Source organism: Streptomyces venetus (assembly GCF_039540295.1).
GTDB lineage: Bacteria > Actinomycetota > Actinomycetes > Streptomycetales > Streptomycetaceae > Streptomyces > Streptomyces venetus.
Map to the genome: position 1 here is coordinate 1,084,455 of NZ_BAABET010000001.1, position 25,030 is coordinate 1,109,484.

The following is a 25,030-nucleotide window of genomic DNA, read 5'->3' on the forward strand; positions in this document are numbered from 1 at the left end:
GGCAGGTGGGCGTAACCGCCTCACCCGATGAAGTGACCCGGGGTCAGCTTCCGGCGGGGGCGGGAACATTCGGCGCATGCCCGAGTCCCTCCCCCTTCCCGCCGACCTGTGAGCGGCGGCCTCCTCGTCCGGCGGACCGTGCGCGGCGCGACGGCGCTGCGCGGCGGCCGTACCGGGCGGCCGACTCCGTACCAGTTCTTCGGCGCCCTGTTCTGGCTGGTGATGACGCTGGCGTACTGGCGGATCCCGCTGTGCTGCGACGCCGGACAGCACGCGGCGGTCGTCGAGCGTCTCAAGGCCGACCTGCTCCACCCGGCGCACTCCATGGCGGACCTGCCGGGCGCGGGCAGCCCGTACTACGGCCCGTACGCCGTCGTCCAGGGTCTGCTGGCGCGGCTGACGGGCCTGTCCGGCTGGGAGGTCGTCAAGCTCGCCGGGCCGGTGCACCTGCTGGTGCTGCTGACGGGGATCGGCCGCTTCGTCAGGACGCTGACCGCGCGCGCCTGGGCACCGGTCCTGGCCGTGCTGTTCATGACGCTGCTGTGGGGCACCGCGCGGATCCGGTGGAGCGGCTACCTCGGACTGCTGCCGATGACGACGAACCTGGGGTATCCGTCCGCGCTCGCGATCGGCCTCACGTTCTGGGCGTGGGCCTGGACGGGCACGCGGGCGCGTGCGGACGCTCCCGCCGTGCGGTTCGTCGGCCCGAGCGGGCTCGGCGGTTGGTGGGGGTACGCCGGGACCGGCGCCCTGTACGGCCTGATCCTGCTGACCCACCCCGTCACGGCGGCCTCGGCGCTCATCGGGGCGGTGGCGATCGTGGCGTCACGTCAGCGGGGGTGGCGCCGGCCGGTCGTGGCGCGCTGGACGCTCGCCGTGGCCGTCTGTGCGGCGGTCGGCGTGTGGTGGCCGTACTACGACGTGCTGTCGCTGGTGGGCGACACCGGCATGGACGCGATGCACCGGCAGCTGTACGAGGGGATGCTCGCCAACTCGTGGCTGGCGCTGCCCGGGCTGCCCGCCCTGTGGGCGCGGGTCCGCCGGTCGGTGCGCGACCCGCTGGTGCTGATGTTCCTGCTGGAGGGGCTGCTGGTGGCGTACGGCTGGGTGAGCGGGCACTACACGTACGCCAGGGCCCTGTGGGCGGTGCTGGTGCCGCCGCAGTTCGCGCTCGCGGTGGAGCTGGCGGCGCCCCGGCCGTGGCAGTGGGGCAGGAGGGTGCTGGGCGGGGCGGCGGTGGCCGGGGTGTGCCTCGGGTTCGTCACCGTGCACGCCGGGGCGGTGGTGCCGCGTGCGATCGACCCGGTGGGGTTCCCGCAGGCGACGCGCTGGCCGGCCTACGACTGGGCGGCGCGGCACATCGGGCCGGGCGAGGTGGTGATCACCGACGGGTACTTCGCCAGTCACTCCATCGCGGGGTACGGGCCCAACCTGGCCGCGCCCATCTGGCCCGACCCGGCCCTGGACGAGGGCGAGCGCAGACGCCGGGCGGCCGACGTCCGCGCCTATCTGGCCCCCGGCTCGACCCGCGCCGTGCGTGCCGCCGTCGTCCGCCGCTACCACGTGCGCTGGCTGCTGCTGACGCGCTGGCACCCGGTGCCCGAGGAGGCCGTGGTGGTGGCGTGGAGCAGGCGGACGGGGGAGGTGCTGGCGCGGGTCGGGGGGTGACCTCGTGACCCTTCGGGGTTACTCGATGACGAGGTCGACCTCGATGTTGCCGCGGGTGGCGTTGGAGTACGGGCAGACCTGGTGGGCCTGCTCGACCAGCTTGCGGCCGGTCGCCTCGTCCACGCTGTCGGGGAGCTCGACGCGCAGCGTGACGGCGAGGCCGAAGCCCTCGCCCTGCTTGCCTATCGAGACCTCGGCGGTCACGGCGGCGTCGCTGACGTCGACCTTGGCCTGGCGGCCGACGAGGCCGAGGGCGCTGCCGAAGCAGGCGGCGTAGCCGGCGGCGAAGAGCTGCTCGGGGTTGGTGCCCTGGCCGTTGCCGCCCAGTGCCTCGGGCATGCCCAGGGCGAGGTCCAGCACGCCGTCGGAGCTGACGGTCCGGCCCTCGCGGCCGTGGGTGGCGGTGGCGACAGCGGTGTAGAGCGCGTCCATGGAAAACCTTCCCTCTCACGTCAACGTTCGGCGGCCCGCTTCCGGGCCGCCTGACAGCCATGATTACAGCACACAATTAAGTTGTGCGCAATTGAATGGCGGACACGAGCTACTCTGGAGGCATGAACACGCCGGACGACGACTGGCTCCGCCTGGACCAGCAGATCTGTTTCTCCCTGCACGCGGCTTCCCGCGCCTTCAACGGTGTCTACCGGGTGATCCTCAAGGACCTCGGGCTCACCTACCCGCAGTACCTGGTGATGCTGGTGCTGTGGGAGCACGACGAGCTGCCCGTGAAGAAGCTCGGGGAACACCTGCGTCTCGACTCCGGCACGCTGTCGCCGCTGCTCAAGCGGCTGGAGGCGGCCGGTCTGGTGCGCCGGGAGCGCAGCGCCCGTGACGAGCGGTCGGTGGAGGTGCGGCTGACCGAGCAGGGCACCGCGCTGCGGCAGCGGGCCCTTCAGGTGCCGCGCCGGATCGCCGCCTCGACCGGCTTCGGCCCCGACGAGGTCCGCAGGCTGCGGGCCCACCTCGACGAGCTCACCACCGCGCTGGACGCGGCCGCGCTCGCGGAGCCGCCTAGCGGCTCGCCCGCGGGCGAGCGGTCGTAACGGTTCGGGCACCGGGCGGATCGCCTGCGGCAGGCCGTCGGGGGCGGCTTGCCCGACGGGGGGGGCTGGTCAGCGAACGGGGCGTCGGGCGGACAGCTCACCCACGGGGGGCTCGTCGGCGGGCGGCTCGCCGGCTGACAGCTCGTCCACGGCGGACTCGTCGGCGGGCGGCTCGTCGGCGGGCCGTCGCCGGACGTGGAGGCGGAGGACCACTCCGTCCCGCACGTGCTCCTCCCGGACGGTGAACTGCTCCCGCAGCACGGCGAGCTTCGTCCGCTCGACCGGGTCGGACGGAGACCAGCCCGGGGCCAGCGCGTACGCCTCGGCGACGACCCAGACCCGGTCCACCGGGGCGAGCCGGCGCCGCAGCTCCCCCGGGGTCGCCTCGCGGCCCCACAGCGTCCCCGACCCGGGCGCCGACTCCCGCAGCGCGATGTCCCTGACCTGCCGGAACCCCTTCGGGTAGGCCAGCGCGGCGAGCCTGCCGACGGACGGCACGAAGAGCACCGGGTCGCCCGGGCGCATCTGCCGGACGGCGAGCGCGGAGACGGCGGCGAGGTTGTCGGGGCGGTGGGCGGCGGAACGGTCCCGGCGGTGCACGGGGAGTTCGTGGACGAACGCGGCGACGAGGACGAGGACACCGGCGACGCCCAGCAGTGCGCGCACCTGCCGGTCGCCGACCCGGACCCGCAGCCCGCTCCACCGCAGGCGCCCCACGCGCCCCATGCGCCCCACGCGCCCCAGCGCACCGGCCACCCGCCCCGCCCCGGCGGCCACCAGCAGGGGCGCCCCCGCCAGCGCGTAGAGCACGTACCGGTCGTGGAACAACGGCCGGACCTGGGACACGGTCAGCAGGATCCCCGGCGGCACGAGCAGCAGCGGGAGGGCGACCGCAGCCGTCCTCCGCTCGCTGAGCCCTGCCCCGAGCAGCAGCAGGGCTCCCCAGAACACCACCCCGGCCCGGCCGGGCGAGAAGTGCCGCACCAACCGCCCGACCTCGTCCCAGCCGGGCGTCACCAGCCACGCGACCTGCCCGTCCTGCCCCTGCGACACCCACACCAGCGGCAGCACGAACAGCAGCACCGTCCCCGCCGCACGGCCCCATCCGGCCCACACCCTGCCCGGCACCCGCAGCAGCCCCAGCGTCACCGCGTGCGCGCAGAGCACCAGCACGGCCAGCTCGTGCAGCAGACAGGTCGGTGCGAGGACGGCCCCGTACGGCCACCAGGCCCGCGCGGTGGCCCCCTCCACAGCCCTCAGGAGCAGCAGCGTCGCCCCCGCCACGCCCGCCGCGACGAGCGCGTAGGACCGGCCTTCCTGGGCGTAGTGGCCGGTCATCGGTGTGATCGCGTAGAGGAGACCGGCCCCCAGGCCGACCCGCGGCCCGGCCAGCCGCACTCCGAGGGCCGCGACCAGGCCCGCGGTGACCGTGGCCGCGCACACCGACGGCAGGCGCAGGACGACCTCGCCCGGGTGGACGGCGAGGACGACGTGCATGAACAGGTAGTACAGGCCGTGCACCGCGTCCACGTCGTGCAGCAGCCGCCAGATCTGCGGAACCGTGCGCTGTGCGACCAGGAAGGTGACGCTCTCGTCGCCCCACATGCCGCCGCGGTCCACGCCCCACAGCCCGATCGCGAGCATCACCGCCATGGGAACCGCCATCGGAACCGCCACGGGCACCGTGCCCGTGCCGGACCGGCCGCTCCCCGTCGACTGTCCGATCGTCACGGCCCGATTCTGTGCCGTTTCGCTGATATAGGCGGCGTTTGATGGTGTGTTACCACTTTCATGTCATTCACCCGGCTTACGATCCGCCGTGATGAATGTCGCCGTCGATGTCGCTGTGGATGCCGTCGTGGATGCCTCCGTGGATGCCGTGTCGCGTGCCGAGAGGCCGGTCCCCCGGGTCGCCGTCGTGGTCATCGGGTACGACGACGCCGCGCATGTGACGGACGCCGTGCGCTCGGCGCTGGCCCAGGGCCCGGCCGTGCGCGAGGTCGTGGCCGTCGACGACTGCTCGACGGACGGCAGCGCCACCCTGCTCGAACGGCTCGCCGCGTCCGAGCCCCGTCTGAAGGTGATCCGCCGCCGGGTCAACAGCGGCGGCTGCGGCACCCCGCGCAACACCGGGCTCGACGCGGTGACGTCGCCGTACGTGATGTTCCTGGACAGCGACGACGTCCTGCCGCCCGGCGCGGTCGACGCGCTGCTGGAGGCGGCGACGGGCGCGCACGCGGAGGTGGTGAGCGGCCTGTGCGTGCGCCGGGAACTGCCGTCGGGGCGCGAAGTGCCCTGGCAGCCGCGCCTGTACGCGCTCCACGCCGTGGTCCCGCACCCCGCGCAGCGCCCGCGCCTGGTCCACGACACGCTCTGCGTCAACAAGCTCTACCGCACCGGCTTCCTGCGCGAGCACCGCATCCGCTTCCCCGAGGGCCGCTTCGCCTACGAGGACGTCGTCTTCACCGCACGTGTGCTGGCCGCGGCCCCGCGCATCGCCCTGGTCCCGGACCGGGTGTACGTCTGGCACGTGCGCAGGTCCGCCGAGCGGCTGTCGATCTCGCTGAACCGGGCCGGCGTCGAGAACTGGCGGGCCCGCACGCAGGCGTGCCGGCAGGCGTACGAGGTCCTGCTGGGCGCCGGGCAGAAGGAGCTCGCCCGGGTGGCGCGCGCCAAGTTCCTCGATCACGACCTGCGGATGTACCTGCGCGAACTGGGGTTGCGCGACGCCTCCTACCGGCGCGCGTGGTGGGAACTCACGCGGGCGCATCTCGCGGAGTACGACGCGGACGACTGGGCCCGCAACCCGGCCGCTCCGGGCCGCCTGGCCGGGCGGGTCGTCCTGGCCTCCCCGGAGCCGCGCGACCTTGCCCGGCTGCGGGAACTCGCGGCACGCCCGGCCCGGCTGACCCCGCCGTACGCCCGCGCCCCCGACGGCACGCCCGTCTGGTCGGAGGAACTCCCGCAGGTCTCCCTGGAACCCCTGCTGACCCGCCCGGTGGGCGCCCTGCCCCTCGCCGTCGACGCGGAATTACGACCACGCGCCCACGGCACCCGGCTGCTGCTGCGCCTGCACGAGCTGTACGGCCGGCTGGCGCAGGCGGGCCCGGAGGCGGTGGAGGTGGAGTGGCGGCACCGGGACACCCGGGGCCTGGTCGTGCGCACCACGGCGGAGCTGGCGGAGGCGGCCGCCGGGACCTGGTCGGCGGAGACGGCCGTCGGCCTCGCCGCCCCGGCCGGACTCGGTGCGGGCACCTGGGACCTGCGGCTTCGTGTCCGGTTCCGTGAGGGCGTGAGCCGCGAGGTCACGGCGCACGCCCTCGCGGGCGCCGGTCTGCTGCGCCGACGAGCCGTGCCCAGCGCACGGCACGGCGTGGTACTCGTACAGCCGTACCGCACCCACTCCGGTGCGCTGGCGCTGCGTGTGGCGCCCGGCGTACGCGGCGTGGTCACCGTCGCACACGGAAGGCTGCGCCGCCTGCTTCACTGAGTGCAGCACGACCACACCGAGAGCAGCACGACGACCGCGAGCGCGCGACACCGGCACGGGCCACATGACGAGGGGACAGCCGCAATGACCTGGTTGATCACCGGCGGCGCCGGCTACATCGGGGCGCATGTCGTACGGGCGATGACCGCGGCGGGTGAGCGGGCGGTGGTGTACGACGATCTGTCCACCGGCATCGAAGAGCGCGTGCCCGACGGTGTGCCGCTGGTGGTGGGCTCGACGCTGGACGCCGAGCGGCTCGCGCGTGTCCTGGCGGACCACTCGGTCACCGGCGTCGTGCACCTGGCGGCGAAGAAGCAGGTGGGAGAGTCGGTCGAGCGCCCGCTGCACTACTACCGGGAGAACGTGGAGGGCCTGCGGACCCTGCTGGACGTCGTGACGGCGGCGCGGGTGCCGTCCTTGGTCTTCTCCTCCTCGGCCGCGGTGTACGGCATGCCGGACGTGGAGCTGGTCACGGAGGAGACGCCGTGCCTGCCGATGTCCCCGTACGGCGAGACGAAGCTGGCCGGTGAGTGGCTGATGCGCGCGACGGGCCGGGCGACGGGGCTGTCCACGGCGTGCCTGCGCTACTTCAACGTGGCGGGCGCGGTGAGTCCCGAGCTCGCGGACACCGGCGTGTTCAACCTCGTCCCGATGGTCTTCGAGAAGCTCACCGAGGGCGCGCCGCCGCGCGTCTTCGGCGACGACTACCCGACCCCGGACGGCACCTGCGTACGCGACTACATCCATGTCGTGGACGTGGCCGAGGCGCATGTCGCTGCGGCCCGCGCCCTGCGTTCCTCCCCGGGCCGGCAGCTCACGCTCAACATCGGCCGGGGCGAGGGCGTCTCCGTGCGCGAGATGATCGACCGCATCAACGCGGTCACCGGCTGCCACCTGGCGCCCACGGTGGCACCCCGCCGCCCGGGCGACCCCGCGCGTGTCGTCGCCTCCGCCGACCGGGCCGCCACCGAGCTGGGCTGGAAGGCGCGGCACGACGTCCAGGACATGATCACGTCGGCGTGGGCGGGCTGGGTGCGACTGCATCCGGAGGCGGGCCGGAGCTGACGGAGGCTCCTTCAGCGCCTACAGCGCCTACAGCGCCTTCAACGCCTGGGCCGTGGCCCGGGCCAGCGATCCCAGGTACCCCTTGGGCAGCTTGGGGCTGCGGATGACCACCGAGCGCCAGTACAGGGGCCCGGAGATCAGGTCGAGGGCCAGGTCGCGGTCGATGTCCGGGCGGAGTTCGCCGCGCCCCGCCGCCGCCGTGACGATGCCGGTGGCGACGCCGTCCTGGCCCTCGCGCAGGGCCTTCTGGAGGGCGTCGGCGATCTCGGGGTTGCGGGCCGCCTCGGCCTGGAGGTCGGGGATGATCTGCGAGGCGACGGGGTGGCGCAGGGCGCGGGACGTCACCTCGTAGAGCAGCCGCAGGTCGCCCTCCAGGGAGCCGGTGTCCGGCGCGGGCAGCCCCTGCACGGCGAGCGCCGAGACGATGTCGAGGACCAGGTGGAGTTTCGAGCGCCAGCGGCGGTACACCGCCGTCTTCCCGACGCCCGCCCGGCGCGCGATCCCCTCGATGGACATCCGCGCGTAGCCGACGGCCGCGAGCTCCTCGAAGACGGCCGCCCGGATGGCTTCCGTCACGTCCTGTCGCAGTACGGCCGCCCCCGCGGGGGCCCGGCGGCGCGCGGGCTGCTGGGGCTCGTCGGGCTTCGTCGTCATTCCGACAGCATAGGGCGTCACGACGAAACGGTTGCGTTCCGACGTAGCTCCGTCGTACGCTCGCGTTACGACGATACGGTCCCGTCCCGACGTAAGAAACCGTGAAGAGTCCGGTAAACACCACCCCCCTTCCCGGCTCTCTTCACGCCCCATAGGTCCCATGGGCCCCACCCCCTCCCCCCGAGCGAAAGCAGCGGATGTGAGCCAGGTCCTCGACACACCGCCCCAGACACCACCCCCGGCCGCCGAGAACCTCGCGGCCCTGGCCGCCCGCCACGGCCTCTCCGTCAGCGGCGCCCGTCCCTCGCTGCCCGAGTACGTCCGGCAGCTGTGGGCCCGCCGCCACTTCATCACCGCGTTCGCCACCGCCAAGCTCACCGCCCAGTACAGCCAGGCGAAGCTCGGCCAGGTCTGGCAGGTGATGACGCCGCTGCTGAACGCGGCGGTCTACTACTTCATCTTCGGCGTCCTGCTCGGCACCAAGCACGGCGTACCGGACTACATCCCGTTCCTGGTCACGGGCGTGTTCATCTGGACGTTCACGCAGAGCTCGATCATGGCGGGCACCCGCGCCATCTCCGGCAACCTCGGCCTGGTCCGCGCCCTGCACTTCCCGCGCGCCGCGCTGCCCCTGTCGTTCTGCCTCCAGCAGCTCCAGCAACTGCTGTTCTCGATGGCCGCCCTGGTCGTCATCCTGCTCTGCTTCGGCGTGCCGGTCGGCGTGTCCTGGCTGCTGGCGCTGCCGGCGCTGGCCCTGCAGTTCACGTTCAACGCGGGCGTCTCCATGGTCATGGCCCGGATGGGCGCCAAGACGCCGGACATCGCCCAGCTGATGCCGTTCGTGCTGCGCACCTGGATGTACGTCTCGGGCGTCATGTGGAGCATCGACAAGCTGGCGGACAAGGACAGCCTGCCCCACGCGGTGACGCTCGCGCTGGCGGCCAACCCGGCCGCCGTCTACATCGACCTGATGCGCTTCGCCCTGATCGACAGCTTCCACGCGAGCCAGCTCCCCGCCCACGTCTGGGCGATCGCGGCCGGCTGGGCGCTGGTCGCCGGGATCGGCGGCTTCATCTACTTCTGGAAGGCTGAGGAGACCTACGGCCGTGGCTGACCACACCAACGACAGGATCCCCACCGTCGTCGCCGACGGCGTCGACATCGTCTACCGGGTCAACGGCACCGGCGCCGGACGCGGCTCCGCCACCGCCGCCCTCAACCGCATCCTGCGCCGCAAGCAGGCCGAGAAGGCGGCGGGCGTACGCCGGGTGCACGCCGTGCGGGACGTGTCCTTCGTCGCCTACAAGGGCGAGGCGATCGGCCTGATCGGCACCAACGGCTCCGGCAAGTCCACCCTGCTGAAGGCCGTCGCCGGGCTGCTCCCCGTGGAGAACGGCCGTATCTTCACCCACGGCCAGCCCTCCCTGCTCGGCGTCAACGCGGCCCTGATGAACGACCTGACCGGCGAACGCAACGTGCACCTCGGCGGCCTGGCCATGGGCATGTCCCGCGAGCAGGTCCGGGACCGCTACCAGGAGATCGTCGACTTCTCGGGCATCAACGAGAAGGGCGACTTCATCACGCTGCCGATGCGCACGTACTCCTCCGGCATGGCCGCCCGGCTGCGGTTCTCCATCGCCGCCGCCAAGGACCACGACGTGCTGCTGATCGACGAGGCCCTGGCCACCGGCGACCGCTCCTTCCAGAAGCGCTCCGAGGAGCGCATCCGCGAGCTGCGCAAGCACGCCGGAACGGTGTTCCTGGTCAGCCACAACAACAAGTCCATCCGCGACACCTGCGACCGGGTGCTGTGGCTGGAGCGCGGCGAGCTGCTCATGGACGGGCCGACGGAGGACGTCCTCAAGGAGTACGAGGCGTTCACGGGGGACAAGTCCGCGAAGCCGAAGCCGAAGGCGGCGCCCAAGGTCCCCGTTCCCTCGTGAGGCGCGTCCCGGTCGGCTGTTTTGTCGCATTGATGGCACCATGACCGAATACGGCGCACCCCGCACGGCGCGAGGTGCGTCCGGCACGGCGTGAGGGCGCCCGGCACGGCGTGAAGTGCGACGAGACGAAGGAGTCCCCGTGATGGCCGAGCTCAGCGTCATCGTCCACGGGCCCAACGTTCAGGACCATCTGACGGAAGTCCTCGACTCCCTCGCCGCCCACCCCTTTCCGGACGCCGAGCTGATCGTGGCCGCGGTCGGCGACTGGGCCCGCGAGACGGCCGAGCGGCACACCCCGGACATCCCCGGCCTGCACGTCCTGCCGCTCCCGGAGCACACGGGCGACGCCGCGGCCCGGGCCGCGGGTGCGGCGCGGGCGTCCGGCCGCTGGCTGCACTTCGTGCACGCCAAGGACGGTCTGCCCGCCGGCGCCCCGCGCACGGTCGCCGAGCGGCTGGCCGAGCTGCCCGCCGAGGTGGACGTCCTGCTCCTCGACCACGTCCGCAGCACCTGGCGCACCTCCGGTATGCCGTCCCCGGACGGTTCCCTGCTCGCCCGGACGGGCCGTGCCGACGTCCTCCTGGACAACTGCTCGCACCTGCTGCGACTCACCCCCATGCTCGGCACCCGTGTCCTGCGCGCCGACTTCTGGCGGGCGCACGAACAGCGGCTCACCACCGACGACGAGCCGTACGCCGCGCTGGCCGCCCTGCTGCTCGCCGACCGCGTCGCCTGTCTGCCGCACGTCGCCTACGAGGACCGCAGGCTGCGTCCGGCGAGCCTGCCCCCGCCCACGCCCGAACAGCGCTACGGCCTCGTGGAGCGCTACGAGTCGCTCCTCGACCTCACCCGGGACCGCCGCGCCGCCCACGCCGCGCTCTACGACGTGATGGTCCGTGACTGCCTGCGCACCTTCGCCCGCGGCGGCATGGAGGAGGCGGTCGCGCGGGAGTTCTTCCGACGGGCGTCCCTTGCCGCGCTGCGCCGCCGCCCCGAGGGCTACCGGCGCCCCGCCGGCCTCGAAGGCGTCCGCCGCTCCCTGCTCGAAGAGGACGCCTACGCCAAGTACCGGGCCTTCCAGACCGTCAACCGCACCCGCCGCTCCGCCCAGTCGGCCGTGCGGGCCCGAAAGCGGCAGGCCGGCACCAGGCTCCGCGACCACCAGTACCGCAGGGCGCTCGGCCGCCCGGTCGACCCCGACCTGGCGGTGTTCTCGGCGTACTGGAACCGCGGCGTCGCCTGCAACCCCGCCGCGATCGCCGCCGAGCTCGCCGAACTCGCCCCGCAGATCCACCCGGTGTGGGTGGTGACCCGGGAGAACGCGGCCCTCCTCCCGCCCGGCACCGACCACGTCGTCCCCGGCACCCGCCGCTACTGGGAGGTGCTGGCGACCGCCAGGTACCTCGTCAACAACGTCAACTTCCCCAACGCGGTCGTCAAACGCCCGGACGCGATCCACGTCCAGACCCACCACGGCACGCCCCTCAAGCGCATGGGCCTGGACCAGATGGCGTACCCGGCGGCCGCGCAGGGCCTGGACTTCCGCGCCCTGCTGGAACGCGTCGACAAGTGGGACTACAGCGTCTCCGCCAACAGCCACACCACCCGCATGTGGGAGCGCGCGTACCCCTCGCGCTACGTCAGCCTCGACCACGGCTACCCGCGCAACGACGTCTACTACCGGGCCGGCGCGCGGGACATCCGCACGATCCGCGACCGGCTCGGCATCGCGCCGGGCCGCCGTGCCGTCCTCTACGCGCCCACCCACCGCGACTACGAGGCCGGCTGGACCCCGCGCCTGGACCTGGCCGCGCTCGCCGACCGCCTCGGCGACGACACGGTCCTCCTCGTCCGCGGCCACTACTTCTACGGCGGCGCGGCCTCCCCGCTCACCCACCTGCGCCGCACGGGCCGGATCGTGGACGTCTCCTCCTACGACCCGGTGGAGGAGCTGTGCCTGGCGGCGGACTCCCTGGTCACGGACTACTCCTCGATCATGTTCGACTACGCCAACCTCGACCGCCCGATCGTGATCCACGCCGACGACTGGGAGACGTACCGCACCACCCGCGGCGTCTACTTCGACCTGATGGCCGAGGCCCCGGGCCCGGTGGCCCGCACCCAGCAGGAGCTGACGGAGATCCTCACCACCGAGGCCTGGCACGACGAGAGCGCGGCGAAGAACCGGGCCGTCTTCCGGCGCCGGTTCTGCGAGTACGACGACGGACGCGCCGCCGAACGCGTGGTGCGCCGGGTCTTTCTCGGCCAGGACGAACGGTCCCTGCCGCCGGTGCTGCCGATCGAGGACCGCACCCCCGCCCCGACCCCGCAGGAGGCGACCGCATGAGCACCCCCGACGTCACCGTGACGGTCATCGTCTACAACGACGCCGAACGCCTCGTCCGCGCGGTCGACTCGGTCCGCCGGCAGACCCACGCGAACCTGGAGATCGTCATCAGCGACGACCACTCCACGGACAGCACCCCGGAGGTCGCCCGGCGCCTGGCGGCCCGGGATCCCCGCGTGCGCCATCTCCGCCTGGAGCACAACAGCGGCGGATGCGGCGCTCCGCGCAACCGGGCGCTGGAGATAGCCAGGGCTCCCTATCTGATGTTCCTCGACAGCGACGACGAACTCCCCGGCAACGCCGTCGAACTGCTGCTCCGCGCGCACCGCGCACGTGACATCGACTTCGCGATGGGCGCGGTGCAGCGCATCCGGGTGGACAACGGCCGCCGCTCCACCTGGATGCCGCACCTGGTCGCCGAGCACCGCACCCTCGACGGCATCGAGGCCGACCCGCGGCTGTTCTTCGAGCACCTCTCCACCAGCAAGATGTACGCGCGGGCCTTCCTCGACCGGCACGACCTGCGCTTCCCCGAGGGCATCCACTACGAGGACCAGCTGTTCTCGGCACAGGCGTACTGCCTGGCCAAGAGCTTCACGATCATCCCGGAACCGGTCTACCGCTGGTACGTGGCGCCCTTCGCGGCGTCGGAGTCGGCGTCCCTGTCGAATCAGCGGCACAAGCTCGCCAACGTCCGCGACCGCATCCACGTCCAGCACCTCATCGACGCGTTCCTCGCCGAGAGCGGGCACGAGTCGCTGCGGGAGGACAAGGACCACAAGTTCCTCAAGCACGACTTCCGGATGTACGCCGGCGACCTGCCCTACCGGGACGAGGAGTGGCTGTCGTCGTTCGCGGACCTGGTCACGCCGTACCTCGACACCCTCGCACCCGGCGCGTTCACCCGTCTCCCGCGCGCCGAACGCGTCGTCGTCCAGCTGATCCGCGACCGCCGCCTGGCGGACGCGCGGCTGGCGGCGCGCGGCCTGGGGCACGGCGTGGCCCCCAGGCAGGTGACGACGGACGGGGACGGCCGCACCTACTGGGGCGCCGAGGTCCCCGAGTCGGACCGGTCCCGCCGCGAACTGGACCTCTCGGAGCTGGAGCTCGACACCTGCCCCTTCCCGGGCGCCCAGTTCCGCCACGAGATCACAGAGCTCACCCGGGGTCCGGGCGCCTGCGTCGACCTCACCGTCCGCACCTACGACCCGGCCCTGCGCCTCCCGGTGGGCCCCCACCGCGCGACCCTCCTCATCACCCCCGGCAGGCGCCGGCTCCAGGTGCCCTTCCGTCTCTCCCCCGTCCGCCCCGGCGTCTTCGAGGGCCACGTCCGCCTGGACCTGGCGGCGGCCCGCCTCCCCGTCCAGGGCTTCGCCGGAATCCGCCACCCGGTGCTCCGCCTGGAACACCAGGGCCTGTCCCACACGGGCCTGCTGCTGGCCCCCCTGACCTTCCCTACGTCGACGACCCACGTCCCCCACCACCGCCTGACCCTGGAACCCGAGGGCCACGGCCCCGGCCGCCTACAGATCCGCTGGCACCCGGTCGGACCGACGGCCAGAATCATCCGGCCCCTGGCCCACCACCTGGCGAACCCCAGGGTGAAGAACGCGGCACGGTTGCTGGCAAGCGCCCTGAAGTAACTACTGGCCGCTGCGGGCAGTCGTGCCGCTGGGCGGCACGGGTGGGCGCAGCGGCACCCCGCACCGCCGGGCTGCGCAACACCCGCCCCCAGCAGAAACGCCCCGGACCATCACCGGCCCGGGGCATCCCCACTCGTACCCGCTACGAATGCTGCCGCAGCAACGTCCGCATCGTCCGCATAGCCACCGACAGATTCGCCAGATCGAACGCCTCAGACCCCTGAATCTCCTCCAACGTGGTCCGAGCCCGCCCGAGAATCGCCGCGTTCTTCTGCTCCCACGCCTTGTACCGCTGCTCAGGAGTAGAACTCCCATTCCCCACCGCCAGCACATCAGCGGTCAGCGCCGCATGCGCCGCGTACAGATCCTCACGGATCGCCGCCCGGGCCATGGACTGCCACCGGTCGGCACGCGGCAGCTCGATGATGCGGTCCATCAGCTGGGTGATGCGCAGCCGGTCGGCGAGGTCGTAGTAGACGTCGGCGACGTCCAGCGGCTCCCGGCCCATGCGGTCGGCGATCGAGACGATGTCGAGCGTCGGGAAGGCGGAGGAGAACCCGGCCACGCGGGTGGCGAGTTCGTCCGGGACACCGGCTCCCGTCAGCTCGTCGTAGATCTTGCTGTACCACTCCAGGTCCGCACCCCGCAGCAGCTTCGGCAGCTGCGCCCAGACCTGCTCCACGCGCTCGGCGAAGAAGTCGACGGTGTCGGCCAGTTGCAGCGGCTGCGGCCGGTTGTTGAGCAGCCAGCGCGTGCCCCGCTCCACCAGGCGCCGCGCGTGCAGCCGGATGCGGGTCTGGACCTCGGCCTCGACCTTGTTGTCGAGCGCCTCCACCCCGTCCCACACCGGGGACTGGCGGAAGATCGCCCGGGCCGCGGTCTGCGCCCGCACGATCTCCTCCAGCGACGCCCCGGTCTCCTCGCGCAACCGGTGCAGATACGTCGTACCGCCCGTGTTCACCGTGTCGTTGACCAGCACCGTCGTGGTGATCTCACGGCGCAGCGGGTGGCTGACCAGGTGCTCGGGGAACTGCTCGCGCAGCTCGGTCGGGAAGTACGCGTGCAGCAGGGTGCTCAGGTACGGATCGTCGGGCAGCGAGGTGTGCAGCAGCTCCTCGGCGACCGTGATCTTCGTGTACGCCAGCAGCACGGCCGTCTCCGGGCCCGTCAGACCCTGGCCCTGCGCGAGCCGTTCGCGGATCTGCCGGTCGGTGGGCAGGAACTCCAGCGCCCGGTCGAGGTGGCCCTCCCTGACCAGGTGCTTCATGAAGCGCTGCTGGGCGTGGAGCATGGCGCTGGACTGGGCGAGGGCGTTGGCGATCGCCGTGTTCTGCGCGTAGTTGTTGCGCAGCACCAGACGGCCGACCTCGTCGGTCATGTCGGCGAGCAGCTTGTTGCGCTGCTTGAGGGTCATGTCGCCGTCCGCGACCAGGCCGTTGAGCAGGATCTTGATGTTCACCTCGTGGTCGGAGGTGTCCACGCCCGCGCTGTTGTCGATGGCGTCGGTGTTGATCCGGCCGCCCTGGAGCGCGAACTCGATCCGGCCGAGCTGGGTCAGGCCCAGGTTGCCGCCCTCGCCGACGACCTTGACGCGCAGGTCCCGGCCGTCGACGCGGATGGCGTCGTTGGCCTTGTCGCCGACGTCCGCGTTCGACTCGGTCGAGGCCTTGACGTACGTGCCGATGCCGCCGTTCCACAGCAGGTCCACCGGGGCCTGGAGGATCGCCTTCATCAGGTCGGCCGGGGTCAGCTTGGTGACCTTGGCCTCGATGCCGAGGGCCTCGCGGATGTGCGCGTTGACCGGGATCGCCTTGGCCGTGCGCGGGAAGATGCCGCCGCCGGGCGACAGCAGCTCCTTGTCGTAGTCCTCCCAGCTGGAGCGGGGCAGCTCGAACAGGCGGCGGCGCTCGGCGTAGGAGGTGGCGGCGTCCGGGTTCGGGTCGATGAAGATGTGCCGGTGGTCGAAGGCGGCGACCAGGCGGATGTGCTCGGAGAGCAGCATGCCGTTGCCGAACACGTCACCGGACATGTCGCCGATGCCGACGACCGTGAAGTCCTCGGTCTGGGTGTCCACGCCCATGTCGCGGAAGTGCCGCTTGACGGACTCCCAGGCGCCGCGGGCGGTGATGCCCATGCCCTTGTGGTCGTAGCCGGCCGAGCCGCCGGAGGCGAAGGCGTCGCCGAGCCAGAAGTTGTACTTCTCGGCGACTCCGTTGGCGATGTCGGAGAAGGTCGCGGTGCCCTTGTCGGCGGCGACGACCAGGTAGGTGTCGTCCCCGTCGTGCCGGACGACGTCCGCCGGGGGCACGACCTCGCCGGCCACCATGTTGTCGGTGATGTCGAGCAGCGCCGAGATGAACGTCTTGTACGAGGCCACGCCCTCGGCCAGCCACGCGTCGCGGTCGACGCTCGGGTCGGGCAGCTGCTTGGCGACGAAGCCGCCCTTGGCGCCGACCGGCACGATGACGGTGTTCTTCACCATCTGCGCCTTGACCAGGCCGAGGATCTCGGTGCGGAAGTCCTCACGCCGGTCGGACCAGCGCAGACCACCGCGCGCGACCTTGCCGAAGCGCAGGTGCACGCCCTCGACGCGCGGCGAGTACACCCAGATCTCGTACGCGGGGCGCGGTGCGGGCAGGTCCGGGATGGCCTGCGGGTCGAACTTCATGGAGACGTACGCGTGCGGCTTGCCGCCCGCGGCCTCCTGGAAGAAGTTCGTCCGCAGCGTCGCCTTGATGACCGTGAGGAAGGACCTGAGGATCCGGTCCTCGTCCAGGCTCGCGACCTGGTCGAGGGCCGCGTCGACCTCTTCGAGGAGGGCGTCCACGATCTCGTGCCCCGCGCGCTGCCGGTCCGGCGACATCCGCGCCTCGAACAGGGAGACGAGCAGCCGGGTGGTGTGGACGTTGTTGCGGAGGGTGTCCTCCATGTAGTCCTGGCTGAACGTCGACGCCGCCTGGCGCAGGTACTTCGCGTACGCCCGCAGCACCATCGCCTGGCGCCAGGAGAGACCCGCGCTCAGCACCAGGGCGTTGAAGCCGTCGTTCTCCGCCTCGCCCGTCCAGGTGGCCGCGAAGGCGTCCTGAAACCGCTCGCGGGCATCGTCGCCGAAGTAGTCCGCGCCGCCGTTCGCGCGGGGCATGCGCAGCCCGAAGTCGTAGATCCACGCCACACTGCGGTCCGAGCAGCGCAGCTCGTACGGCCGCTCGTCGACGACCTCGACTCCGAGCCGGTTGAGGACCGGCAGCACCGCCGACAGGGAGATCGCGTCGCCTGTGCGGTAGATCTTGAAGCGGCGCTCCTCGGGGGCGGCGCCCACCGGCTCATACAGGCTGAGCGCGAAGTCCTCACCCTCCTCGGCGTTCAGCTGTTCGAGGTGGACGAGGTCGGCGACCGCGGCACGCGGGTTGTGGTCGGCCTTGTAGCCCTCCGGGAAGGCGTGCGCGTACCGGCGCATCAGTTCCGCCGCGTGCTCCTCGCCGAGCTCGGCGTTGAGCGCCTCGGCGAAGGCGTCCTCCCAGGAGCGGGCGGCCTCCACCAGCCGGGCCTCGATGCGCTCCTTGTCGGCGTCGGACAGCTCCGGCAGCTCGGTGCCCTGCGGGACCCGGACCACGAAGTGCAGCCGGGACAGGATCGACTCGGTGTTCCAGGCCGTGAAGTCGACGCTGATGCCGCCGAGCTCCTCCTTCAGGATCTCGATGATCCGCAGGCGGACGGCCGTGGTGTAGCGGTCGCGGGGGAGGTAGACGAGGGCGGAGTAGTAGCGCCCGTACTCGTCCTGGCGCAGGTAGAGCCTCAGGCGCCTGCGTTCCTGGAGGTAGAGCACGGAGGTGACGATGGACCGCAGCTCGTCGACCGGGGTCTGGAAGAGCTCGTCGCGCGGGTACGTCTCCAGGATCTGGAGCAGATCGCGCCCGTCGTGGCTGTTGGGCGAGAACCCGGCCTTCTCCAGGACCTCCTCGACCTTGCGCCGGATGACCGGCACCCGGCGCACGGACTCGGTGTAGGCGGCGGAGGAGAACAGTCCGAGGAAACGCCGCTCACCGACGACATTGCCGTCGGCGTCGAACTTCTTCACCCCGATGTAGTCCAGGTACGACGGCCGGTGCACGGTCGACCGGCTGTTCGCCTTGGTCAGCACGAGCAGCTTGTGCTCGCGCGCCTTGGCCCGGGCGTCGGCGGGCAGCCGCTCGAAGGACGGGCTGACCGGGTGGCTCTCCTCGTCGGCGTGGTGCGGGTCCGCGCGCAGTATGCCGAGGCCGGTGCCGGGCACGGCGGCCAGCGAGTCGTCCTCGCGCAGCTGGTACTCGCGGTAGCCGAGGAAGGTGAAGTGGTCGTCGGCCAGCCAGCGCAGCAGCTCGCGGGCCTCCTCGACCTGGGGTCCGGGCAGGTCACCGGGGATGGGCTCGTCCGGCAGCCCCTCCGCCAGCCGGATCGCCGACTCCCGCATCTTGGTCCAGTCCTCGACGGCCTCACGGGCGTCGGAGAGCACGCGCAGCAGGTCGGCGGTGATCTGCTTCAGATCGGCCCGGTCGGTCTCGCGGTCGATCTCGACGTGGATCCAGGACTCGACGTGCGCGTCGTGCGGGAGGTCGCCGTTCGCCGGGGTCGACAGGACCTCGATGAGCTTGCCGGTGACATCGCGCCGCACGACGAACTGCGGATGGATGACGACGTGGATCCCGCGCCCCTGCCGGGTCAGCTCGTTCGTCACGGAGTCGACGAGGAAGGGCATGTCGTCGGTGACGACCTCGACGACGGAGTGGCTGCAGGTCCACCCGTTCTCTTCCACCGTGGGAGTGTGCACCCGCACGTTGGCCGTGCCCTGCGGGCGGTTCTCGGCCAGCCGGTAGTGCGAGACGGCGGCTCCGAAGACGTCGACCGGGTCGCGGTCGGTGAGGTCCTCCGGGGCCGTGTGCAGGTAGTAACGCTGGAGGAACGAGAGCAGGGTCTCGCGATCCGGGGCTTCCTGGGCGTCTGGGGTCTCCTCGCCCGTCGACCCGGTCGGTAGGTGCCCCCCGACCGGGCTGTTCTCAGCTACCCGGGCGGCCCTCTCGAGCAACTCGGCCTTGGCTTCGTCCAGCTTGGTCTGCATTGTCCTCTGGCTCCTGTCGCGCGCCGTTGCGTGACGTAGAAAGAAGTACGGCCTCTGCGCTTACGACGTCACGCCGTGACACGGGGTATCCGGTCTGTTCCGACGCTATGCCGCAAGGTGAGATGAGCGGGGGTGTCTGAGCCAATTTTGAGCTGACCCACGGGTGTGAGGCTGCTCTCTGCGACGCCTCGAACCGGGTGGTGCTCGGCGTCCCGGGAGTCCTCGATGCCCCGTCCCGCCCGCGAAGACCAGCGACCGCCGCCCGGACACGGATGTGGTCCGTGCTCTCCGGGCGCAGGGCAGGGACGACGACGTCCCCGCGAACTATCGCGCTGATCACGCCACTAAGGCTATCGCTCCTTACAGGGCCCCCGTCATGAGCCGTATGTGTACAAAACCAGGCCCAGAAGTTTGACGTTCTGCACAGTGCGACGCGCCTAGCTGCGGGCAGTCGTGCCGCTGGGGCGATGGGGGTCCCCCCTGCTCGAGCGAAGCCGAGAGCTTGGGGGAGGGTGGGCGATGGGGGTACCCCCTGCTCGAGCGAAGCCGAGAGCTTGGGGGAGGCACCCCGCATCGCCGGGTTGCGCAACGCCCCGCCACCAGCACCGACACCCAGCACCTGGCTACGCAGCGATCCGCTCCGCCTCCGCAACAGCCTCCTCCAACGTGTCCACGACCGGCACCCCCACCGCCTCCAGACTCGCCCGCCCGTGCGACCCCCCGGTGTACAGCACAGCCCGGGCCCCCACATGCAACGCGGCCACCGCATCATCCGCCGCGTCCCCGATCACCACGGTCCGCCCCGGCTCCACCCCCGTCAGCGACGCCAGATGCCGCACCATGTGCTCGGCCTTACTTCCCCCCGACGGCCCGGTCCGCCCGTCCACCCGTACGAAGTGCGGCTCGATCCCGAACCCGCGCACCAACGGCACGAGCTCCTCATGCACGTACATGCTCAGGATCGACTGGCTGTGTCCCGCCGTCCGCCACCCCGACAGCAGCTCCACCGCCCCCGCCGTGAGCCCACAGGTCCCCCGGTGCTCCGCGTAGTACCGGTGGAAGATGTCGTCCATGGCCTCCCACTCGGCTTCCGTCGGCAGCCGCCCCATCAGCCGCTCGTAGAACTTCGGCACCGGCACGCAGTACAGCTCCCGGTACTTCTCCAGCGTCAGCGGCTCCAGCCCCAGCTCGGCGAACGCCGCGTTCGTCGCCCCGATGATCGCGTCATTGTCATGGAACAGCGTCCCGTTCCAGTCCCAGACAATGTGCGCAGCCGTCTTCGTCCCCATGCCAGAAAACGTACCCGCCCCCACTGACAATCAAGAGAACGGCGCCTCAACGCGCCCCCCGGCAGGAGGTGGCTCAGCCCTCGCGCCCCACCAGGTTCGGGATCTCCTGCGTGGCGAACCACAGCAGCTCGTGGTCCTCGGCCCCGTCCACGACGAACTGCGCGTCGTCGTCCCCGCCGTCCGCCGCCGGCAGCGCCTCGGCCGCCGCCCTCACGTCGGCTTCCGCGTCGTCCGCGTCGACGTGCACCGACGCCGCCTTGGCCAGCGCGACGGCACCGGAGACCCGCACCTCCCCCAGCGCCGCGGGATCGAGCCCCCGGTCGGGGTCCGCGCTCGCGTCCCGGTCGGGCACATCGACCGCGACCACGACCCGGCGCCGCGGCGCCTCCGGCTCGGCCGCCAGCAGCCGCAGCGAGGCCAGCGCGGCCCGGTTCAGCGCCGCGTACTCCAGCTCCTCGATGTCGTCGGACAGGTACCACTCGCGCAGCGCGGGCGTCACCGCGTACGCGACGAACGGCCCGGCTCCCAGCTCACCCGTCTTGTACGCCTCGGCGAGACCGGGGAGGGTCAGGGGGACGTAGACGCGCATGGCTGGCCGCTTTCGTGGTCGGAAGGATCCTGAAGGGCCTTCAGGATACGTGCGGGGCGTCCCCTTTCGAGTTCCGGCCCGTGACGCCGGACGCGTCCACACCGGTCCCGGGATTCACCCGGTGCTCCCGCCCGGTGATGGGCTTCTGCACCCCGGAACCACCCGGATAGGTGAACATCTCGGCGCCCGCCGCCCTCGGGTCCTCTTCCTTGCTCCTCCCCCCGTCGACCCCGTACAAGATCACCAACCCGAAGTTACTCCCCGGTACCAACCGGGCCCACGAACGGGGACCCCCCATGAACAAGGTCATGACCAGAGCACACCGCCTTCAGACCACCGCGCCCGCCCGCCCAGAGACCACCACACCACGCATCCCCGACGACACCACCCCACAAGATGCCCCCGACGCCCCCGCTCCCCGCACACCGGGCGGCACCGCCCCTCCTCGCACCCCCAGCGGAGGCGCCCCGCGCACCTCTGCGGGCGGCGGCCGCCCCCCGGCCTCCCCACGCGCCAGGACCCTCCGTACCCGCCCCGCGGACACCCGCCCGCCGACGCCCTCGGGCATCCGCCCAACTCCACGCACCCGCACAAGCCCGTCGGCGCCCGCCCGCACAAAGCCCTCGCCCCATGCCCGCACCGCCCCCTCGACGCCCTCCGGCACGCCCTCACGGACCCCCGGCGTCCCGCCCCAGTCCCCCCGACGCCCGGTGGCCCTCCACCCCCTCCCCACCGACCTCTTCGCCGACCTCCTCGTCGCCGTCCTGAGCGGCCACCGCCCCGTCCACTCAATGCTTCGCCACACCCGGGGCCGTGCCTACGACGAACTCGCCTGGCTGGCCGAGCGCGGCCCCCTGCGCACCCGCGGCGCGCGCCCCGTCGTCCGTGACATCGGCTGGTTCGAACCTCGCCCGGGCGCCATCGAGGCCTTCGCCCGTATCGGGGCCGGCGACCGGCTGCGCGCCATGGCCTTCCGTCTGGAGCTCGGCCAGGATCTCCGCTGGCGCTGCACGGCCGTGGAACTCGGCGGCCCCCGCCCGCCCCGCGCAGAGGCGGACTGAACGGCGCCCGCCCCGCGCAGAGGCGGACTGAACGGATTGAGGCGGGCCCTGGCAGGCCGAAGGGCCGGGCACCCGAGGTGCCCGGCCCTTCGAAGCCGCTACCGTGCCGCGACCACCGTCACTTCTTGCGGCGGCCCCGGCCCCGCGCCTGCTTCCGGCGCTCAGCGCGCGTGAGGCCATCGGCCTCGGAACGCACCGGCTCGCCGTCCTCGTTGAAGTCACCCTCGATGGTGCCGCCCTCACCGTCGACGGTCGGCGCGGAGAAGTGGAGGTTGCGCCGCTGCGGGACGTCGAGGCCCTTGGCGCGGATCTCCGGGCGGGCACCGGCCTGCGCCGGCACCGCGTCGTGCTTCTCCAGGTCGGCCACCGGCTTGGTGTCCTCGACCGGGACCTCCTCGACCTGCTGCTCGACCTGGACCTCCAGGTTGAACAGGTAGCCGACGGACTCCTCCTTGATGCCCTCCATCATCGCGGTGAACATGTCGAAGCCCTCGCGCTGGTACTCGACCAGCGGGTCCTTCTGCGCCATCGCGCGCAGGCCGATGCCCTCCTGGAGGTAGTCCATCTCGTAGAGGTGCTCGCGCCACTTGCGGTCGAGGACCGACAGCACGACCCGGCGCTCCAGCTCACGCATGATCTCGGAGCCGAGCTGCGCCTCGCGCGCCTCGTACTGCTCGTGGATGTCGTCCTTGATGGAGTCGCCGATGAACTCGGCGGTCAGCCCGGCCCGGTCGCCGGCCGCCTCCTCCAGCTCCTCGATCGAGACATTGCACGGGTAGAGCTGCTTGAACGCGCCCCACAGCCGGTCGAGGTCCCAGTCCTCGGGGAAGCCCTCGGCGGTCTCGGCCTGGACGTAGGCGTCGATCGTGTCGTCCATGAAGTGCTGCACCTGCTCGTGCAGGTCCTCGCCCTCCAGGACGCGGCGCCGCTCGCCGTAGATGACCTCACGCTGGCGGTTGAGGACCTCGTCGTACTTCAGGACGTTCTTACGGGTCTCGAAGTTCTGCTGCTCGACCTGCGACTGGGCGGAGGCGATCGCGCGCGTGACCATCTTGTTCTCGATCGGCACGTCGTCCGGGACGTTCGCCATCGACATCACGCGCTCGACCATCTGCGCCTTGAACAGCCGCATCAGGTCGTCGCCGAGGGAGAGGTAGAAGCGGGACTCGCCGGGGTCGCCCTGACGGCCGGAACGGCCGCGCAGCTGGTTGTCGATCCGCCGCGACTCGTGCCGCTCGGTGCCCAGCACGTAGAGCCCGCCGAGCTTCTCGACCTCGTCCTTCTCGGCCTGGACGGCCTTCTCGGCCCGCTTGAGCGCCTCGGGCAGGGCGTGCGCCCACTCCTCGATGTGCTCCTCGGGGTCGAGGCCGCGCTGGCGCAGCTCCGCCTCGGCGAGGTCCTCGGGGTTGCCGCCGAGCTTGATGTCCGTACCACGGCCGGCCATGTTCGTGGCCACGGTGACGGCGCCCTTGCGGCCGGCCTGGGCGACGATCGTCGCCTCACGGTCGTGCTGCTTGGCGTTGAGCACCTCGTGCTGGATACCGCGCTTGCTGAGCTGCTGCGAGAGGTACTCGGACTTCTCGACGGAGGTGGTGCCGACGAGGATCGGCTGCCCCTTGCGGTGCTTCTCCTCGATGTCGTCGACGACCGCCTCGAACTTGGCGACCTCGGTCCGGTAGATCAGGTCCGACTGGTCCTTGCGGACCATCGGCCGGTTGGTCGGGATCGGCACCACGCCGAGCTTGTAGATCTGGTGGAACTCGGCGGCCTCGGTCATGGCCGTACCGGTCATGCCGGCCAGGCCGGGCTGTTCCTTGCCGTTGTGGTCGTGGCGCTTGTACAGGCGGAAGAAGTTCTGGAGCGTGATCGTGGCGAGCGTCTGGTTCTCGTCCTTGATCGGCACCCCTTCCTTCGCCTCGATCGCCTGGTGCATGCCCTCGTTGTAGCGACGGCCGGCGAGGATACGTCCGGTGTGCTCGTCGACGATCATGATCTCGTCGTCGATGATGACGTAGTCCTTGTCCTTCTTGAAGAGCTCCTTGGCCTTGATGGCGTTGTTCAGGTAGCCCACCAGAGGGGTGTTCACCGACTCGTACAGGTTGTCGATGCCCAGCCAGTCCTCGACCTTGCTGACGCCGGACTCGTGGATGGCGACCGTGCGCTTCTTCTCGTCGACGTCGTAGTCGCCGGTCTCCTCGAGGCCCTTGAGGGGGTTGCCGGGCTCGCCGCGCTTGAGGCGCGTCACCAGCTTGGCGAAGTCGCCGTACCACTTGGTGGCCTGGTCGGCCGGGCCGGAGATGATCAGCGGCGTACGGGCCTCGTCGATGAGGATGGAGTCGACCTCGTCGACGATGGCGTAGTTGTGGCCGCGCTGGACGAGCTCGTCCTGGGACCACGCCATGTTGTCGCGCAGGTAGTCGAAGCCGAACTCGTTGTTCGTGCCGTACGTGATGTCGCAGGCGTACTGCTCACGGCGCTGAGCCGGCGTCATGTTGGCGAGGATGCAGCCGACCTCCAGCCCCAGGAACCGGTGGACGCGGCCCATCATCTCGGAGTCGCGCTCGGCCAGGTAGTCGTTGACCGTGATGATGTGGACGCCCTTGCCGGACAGGGCGTTCAGATACGCCGGCAGGGTACCGACGAGGGTCTTGCCCTCACCGGTCTTCATCTCCGCGACGTAACCCATGTGCAGGGCGGCACCGCCCATCATCTGCACGTCGTAGTGCCGCTGGCCGAGGACGCGCTTGGCTGCCTCACGGACGGTGGCGAACGCCTCGGGCAGCAGGTCGTCCAGGGTCTCGCCGTCGGCGTAGCGCTGCTTGTACTCATCGGTGAGGGCGCGCAGCTCGGCGTCGGAGAGGTCGACGAAGTCCTCTTCGATGGAGTTGACCTGGTCCGCGATGCGGTGCAGCTTGCGCAGGATCTTGCCTTCGCCTGCACGCATGATCTTCGAGAGGACGGACACGGGGGTTGGTCTCCTTGCCGGTCGGGCCTGGGACGGTCGGTTACCACTTGACTTACTGAGCAACGGCCATCGTATGCGAGGACCCCACCGCGCCGGGAGGGCCTGCCGTGACGGCGACCGTCCGCTGCTTCATTTCTCTTTCACTCTGCTTCAAAGGGGACAACGTCCGGGCCCCTCG

General features: G+C 71.5%; 16 protein-coding genes. 9 read left to right on the top strand and 7 right to left on the bottom strand.

The features are described 5' to 3' along the window. Positions 1 to 108: 108 nt before the first annotated feature. Positions 109 to 1,668, top strand: coding sequence for a hypothetical protein (locus tag ABEA82_RS04695; RefSeq protein ID WP_345660061.1), 1,560 nt, complete (start codon positions 109 to 111; stop codon positions 1,666 to 1,668). Between the two features lie 18 nt (positions 1,669 to 1,686). Here the strand turns inward: ABEA82_RS04695 and ABEA82_RS04700 are convergent, their stop codons facing one another. Continuing rightward, entirely contained in the window at positions 1,687 to 2,100 is a 414-nt protein-coding gene (locus ABEA82_RS04700) for an organic hydroperoxide resistance protein (RefSeq protein WP_345660062.1), read from the bottom strand. Positions 2,101 to 2,222: 122 nt separating this feature from the next. Here ABEA82_RS04700 and ABEA82_RS04705 point away from each other — a divergent pair, with 122 nt between their 5' ends. Continuing rightward, positions 2,223 to 2,711 (top strand): MarR family winged helix-turn-helix transcriptional regulator, encoded by a 489-nt coding sequence (locus ABEA82_RS04705; RefSeq protein ID WP_345660063.1) that lies wholly within the window; start codon positions 2,223 to 2,225, stop codon positions 2,709 to 2,711. 69 nt (positions 2,712 to 2,780) lie between these two features. Here ABEA82_RS04705 and ABEA82_RS04710 read toward each other — a convergent pair whose 3' ends face one another. Further along, positions 2,781 to 4,376, bottom strand: coding sequence for a glycosyltransferase family 39 protein (locus ABEA82_RS04710; RefSeq protein WP_425588478.1), 1,596 nt, complete (start codon positions 4,374 to 4,376; stop codon positions 2,781 to 2,783). 157 nt (positions 4,377 to 4,533) lie between these two features. Between ABEA82_RS04710 and ABEA82_RS04715 the strand changes: the two genes are divergently transcribed. Both ABEA82_RS04715 and galE read left to right on the top strand, forming a co-directional pair. Further along, entirely contained in the window at positions 4,534 to 6,201 is a 1,668-nt protein-coding gene (locus ABEA82_RS04715) for a glycosyltransferase family 2 protein (RefSeq protein ID WP_345660066.1), read from the top strand. Positions 6,202 to 6,285: 84 nt separating this feature from the next. Beyond that, positions 6,286 to 7,266 (top strand): UDP-glucose 4-epimerase GalE, encoded by a 981-nt coding sequence (gene galE, locus ABEA82_RS04720; RefSeq protein ID WP_345660067.1) that lies wholly within the window; start codon positions 6,286 to 6,288, stop codon positions 7,264 to 7,266. Positions 7,267 to 7,293: 27 nt separating this feature from the next. Here the strand turns inward: galE and ABEA82_RS04725 are convergent, their stop codons facing one another. Next, on the bottom strand, positions 7,294 to 7,920 hold the full coding sequence (locus tag ABEA82_RS04725) for a TetR/AcrR family transcriptional regulator (RefSeq protein WP_345660068.1): 627 nt from the start codon (positions 7,918 to 7,920) through the stop codon (positions 7,294 to 7,296). Positions 7,921 to 8,119: 199 nt separating this feature from the next. On the opposite strand from ABEA82_RS04725, the gene ABEA82_RS04730 reads away from it, so the two are divergent. From ABEA82_RS04730 to ABEA82_RS04745, 4 genes are all read left to right on the top strand, one after another. Continuing rightward, the gene (locus ABEA82_RS04730) at positions 8,120 to 9,034 is read left to right on the top strand and encodes an ABC transporter permease (protein WP_345660069.1); all 915 of its coding nucleotides are present in this window, start codon (positions 8,120 to 8,122) and stop codon (positions 9,032 to 9,034) included. Beyond that, the gene (locus tag ABEA82_RS04735; protein ID WP_345660070.1) at positions 9,027 to 9,863 is read left to right on the top strand and encodes an ABC transporter ATP-binding protein; all 837 of its coding nucleotides are present in this window, start codon (positions 9,027 to 9,029) and stop codon (positions 9,861 to 9,863) included. The genes ABEA82_RS04730 and ABEA82_RS04735 overlap by 8 nt, the downstream gene beginning before the upstream one ends. A 142-nt stretch (positions 9,864 to 10,005) precedes the next feature. Then, complete coding sequence (locus tag ABEA82_RS04740) at positions 10,006 to 12,210, top strand: CDP-glycerol glycerophosphotransferase family protein (protein ID WP_345660071.1); 2,205 nt, start codon at positions 10,006 to 10,008, stop codon at positions 12,208 to 12,210. Further along, a complete protein-coding gene (locus ABEA82_RS04745; protein WP_345660072.1) occupies positions 12,207 to 13,853 on the top strand; it encodes a glycosyltransferase family 2 protein in 1,647 nt (548 codons plus the stop codon). Before ABEA82_RS04740 ends, ABEA82_RS04745 begins: the two co-directional genes overlap by 4 nt. Before the next feature lie 142 nt (positions 13,854 to 13,995). On the opposite strand, the gene ABEA82_RS04750 is transcribed toward ABEA82_RS04745, so the two are convergent. The 3 genes from ABEA82_RS04750 to ABEA82_RS04760 all read right to left on the bottom strand — a co-directional run bounded on the left by ABEA82_RS04750 (position 13,996) and on the right by ABEA82_RS04760 (position 20,826). Beyond that, entirely contained in the window at positions 13,996 to 18,948 is a 4,953-nt protein-coding gene (locus tag ABEA82_RS04750) for an NAD-glutamate dehydrogenase (protein WP_345660073.1), read from the bottom strand. A gap of 623 nt (positions 18,949 to 19,571) precedes the next feature. Next, on the bottom strand, positions 19,572 to 20,237 hold the full coding sequence (locus ABEA82_RS04755) for an HAD family hydrolase (protein WP_345660074.1): 666 nt from the start codon (positions 20,235 to 20,237) through the stop codon (positions 19,572 to 19,574). 73 nt (positions 20,238 to 20,310) lie between these two features. Next, the gene (locus ABEA82_RS04760) at positions 20,311 to 20,826 is read right to left on the bottom strand and encodes a DUF6912 family protein (RefSeq protein WP_345660075.1); all 516 of its coding nucleotides are present in this window, start codon (positions 20,824 to 20,826) and stop codon (positions 20,311 to 20,313) included. Positions 20,827 to 21,122: 296 nt separating this feature from the next. Here ABEA82_RS04760 and ABEA82_RS04765 point away from each other — a divergent pair, with 296 nt between their 5' ends. After that, positions 21,123 to 21,887 carry an Rv3235 family protein gene (locus ABEA82_RS04765; RefSeq protein ID WP_345660076.1) on the top strand — a complete coding sequence of 255 codons (765 nt, stop codon included), beginning with the start codon at positions 21,123 to 21,125 and terminating at the stop codon, positions 21,885 to 21,887. A gap of 118 nt (positions 21,888 to 22,005) precedes the next feature. Here the strand turns inward: ABEA82_RS04765 and secA are convergent, their stop codons facing one another. Next, positions 22,006 to 24,852: a preprotein translocase subunit SecA gene (secA, locus tag ABEA82_RS04770; protein ID WP_345660077.1), complete on the bottom strand. Its 2,847-nt coding sequence runs from the start codon at positions 24,850 to 24,852 to the stop codon at positions 22,006 to 22,008. Positions 24,853 to 25,030: the final 178 nt, after the last annotated feature.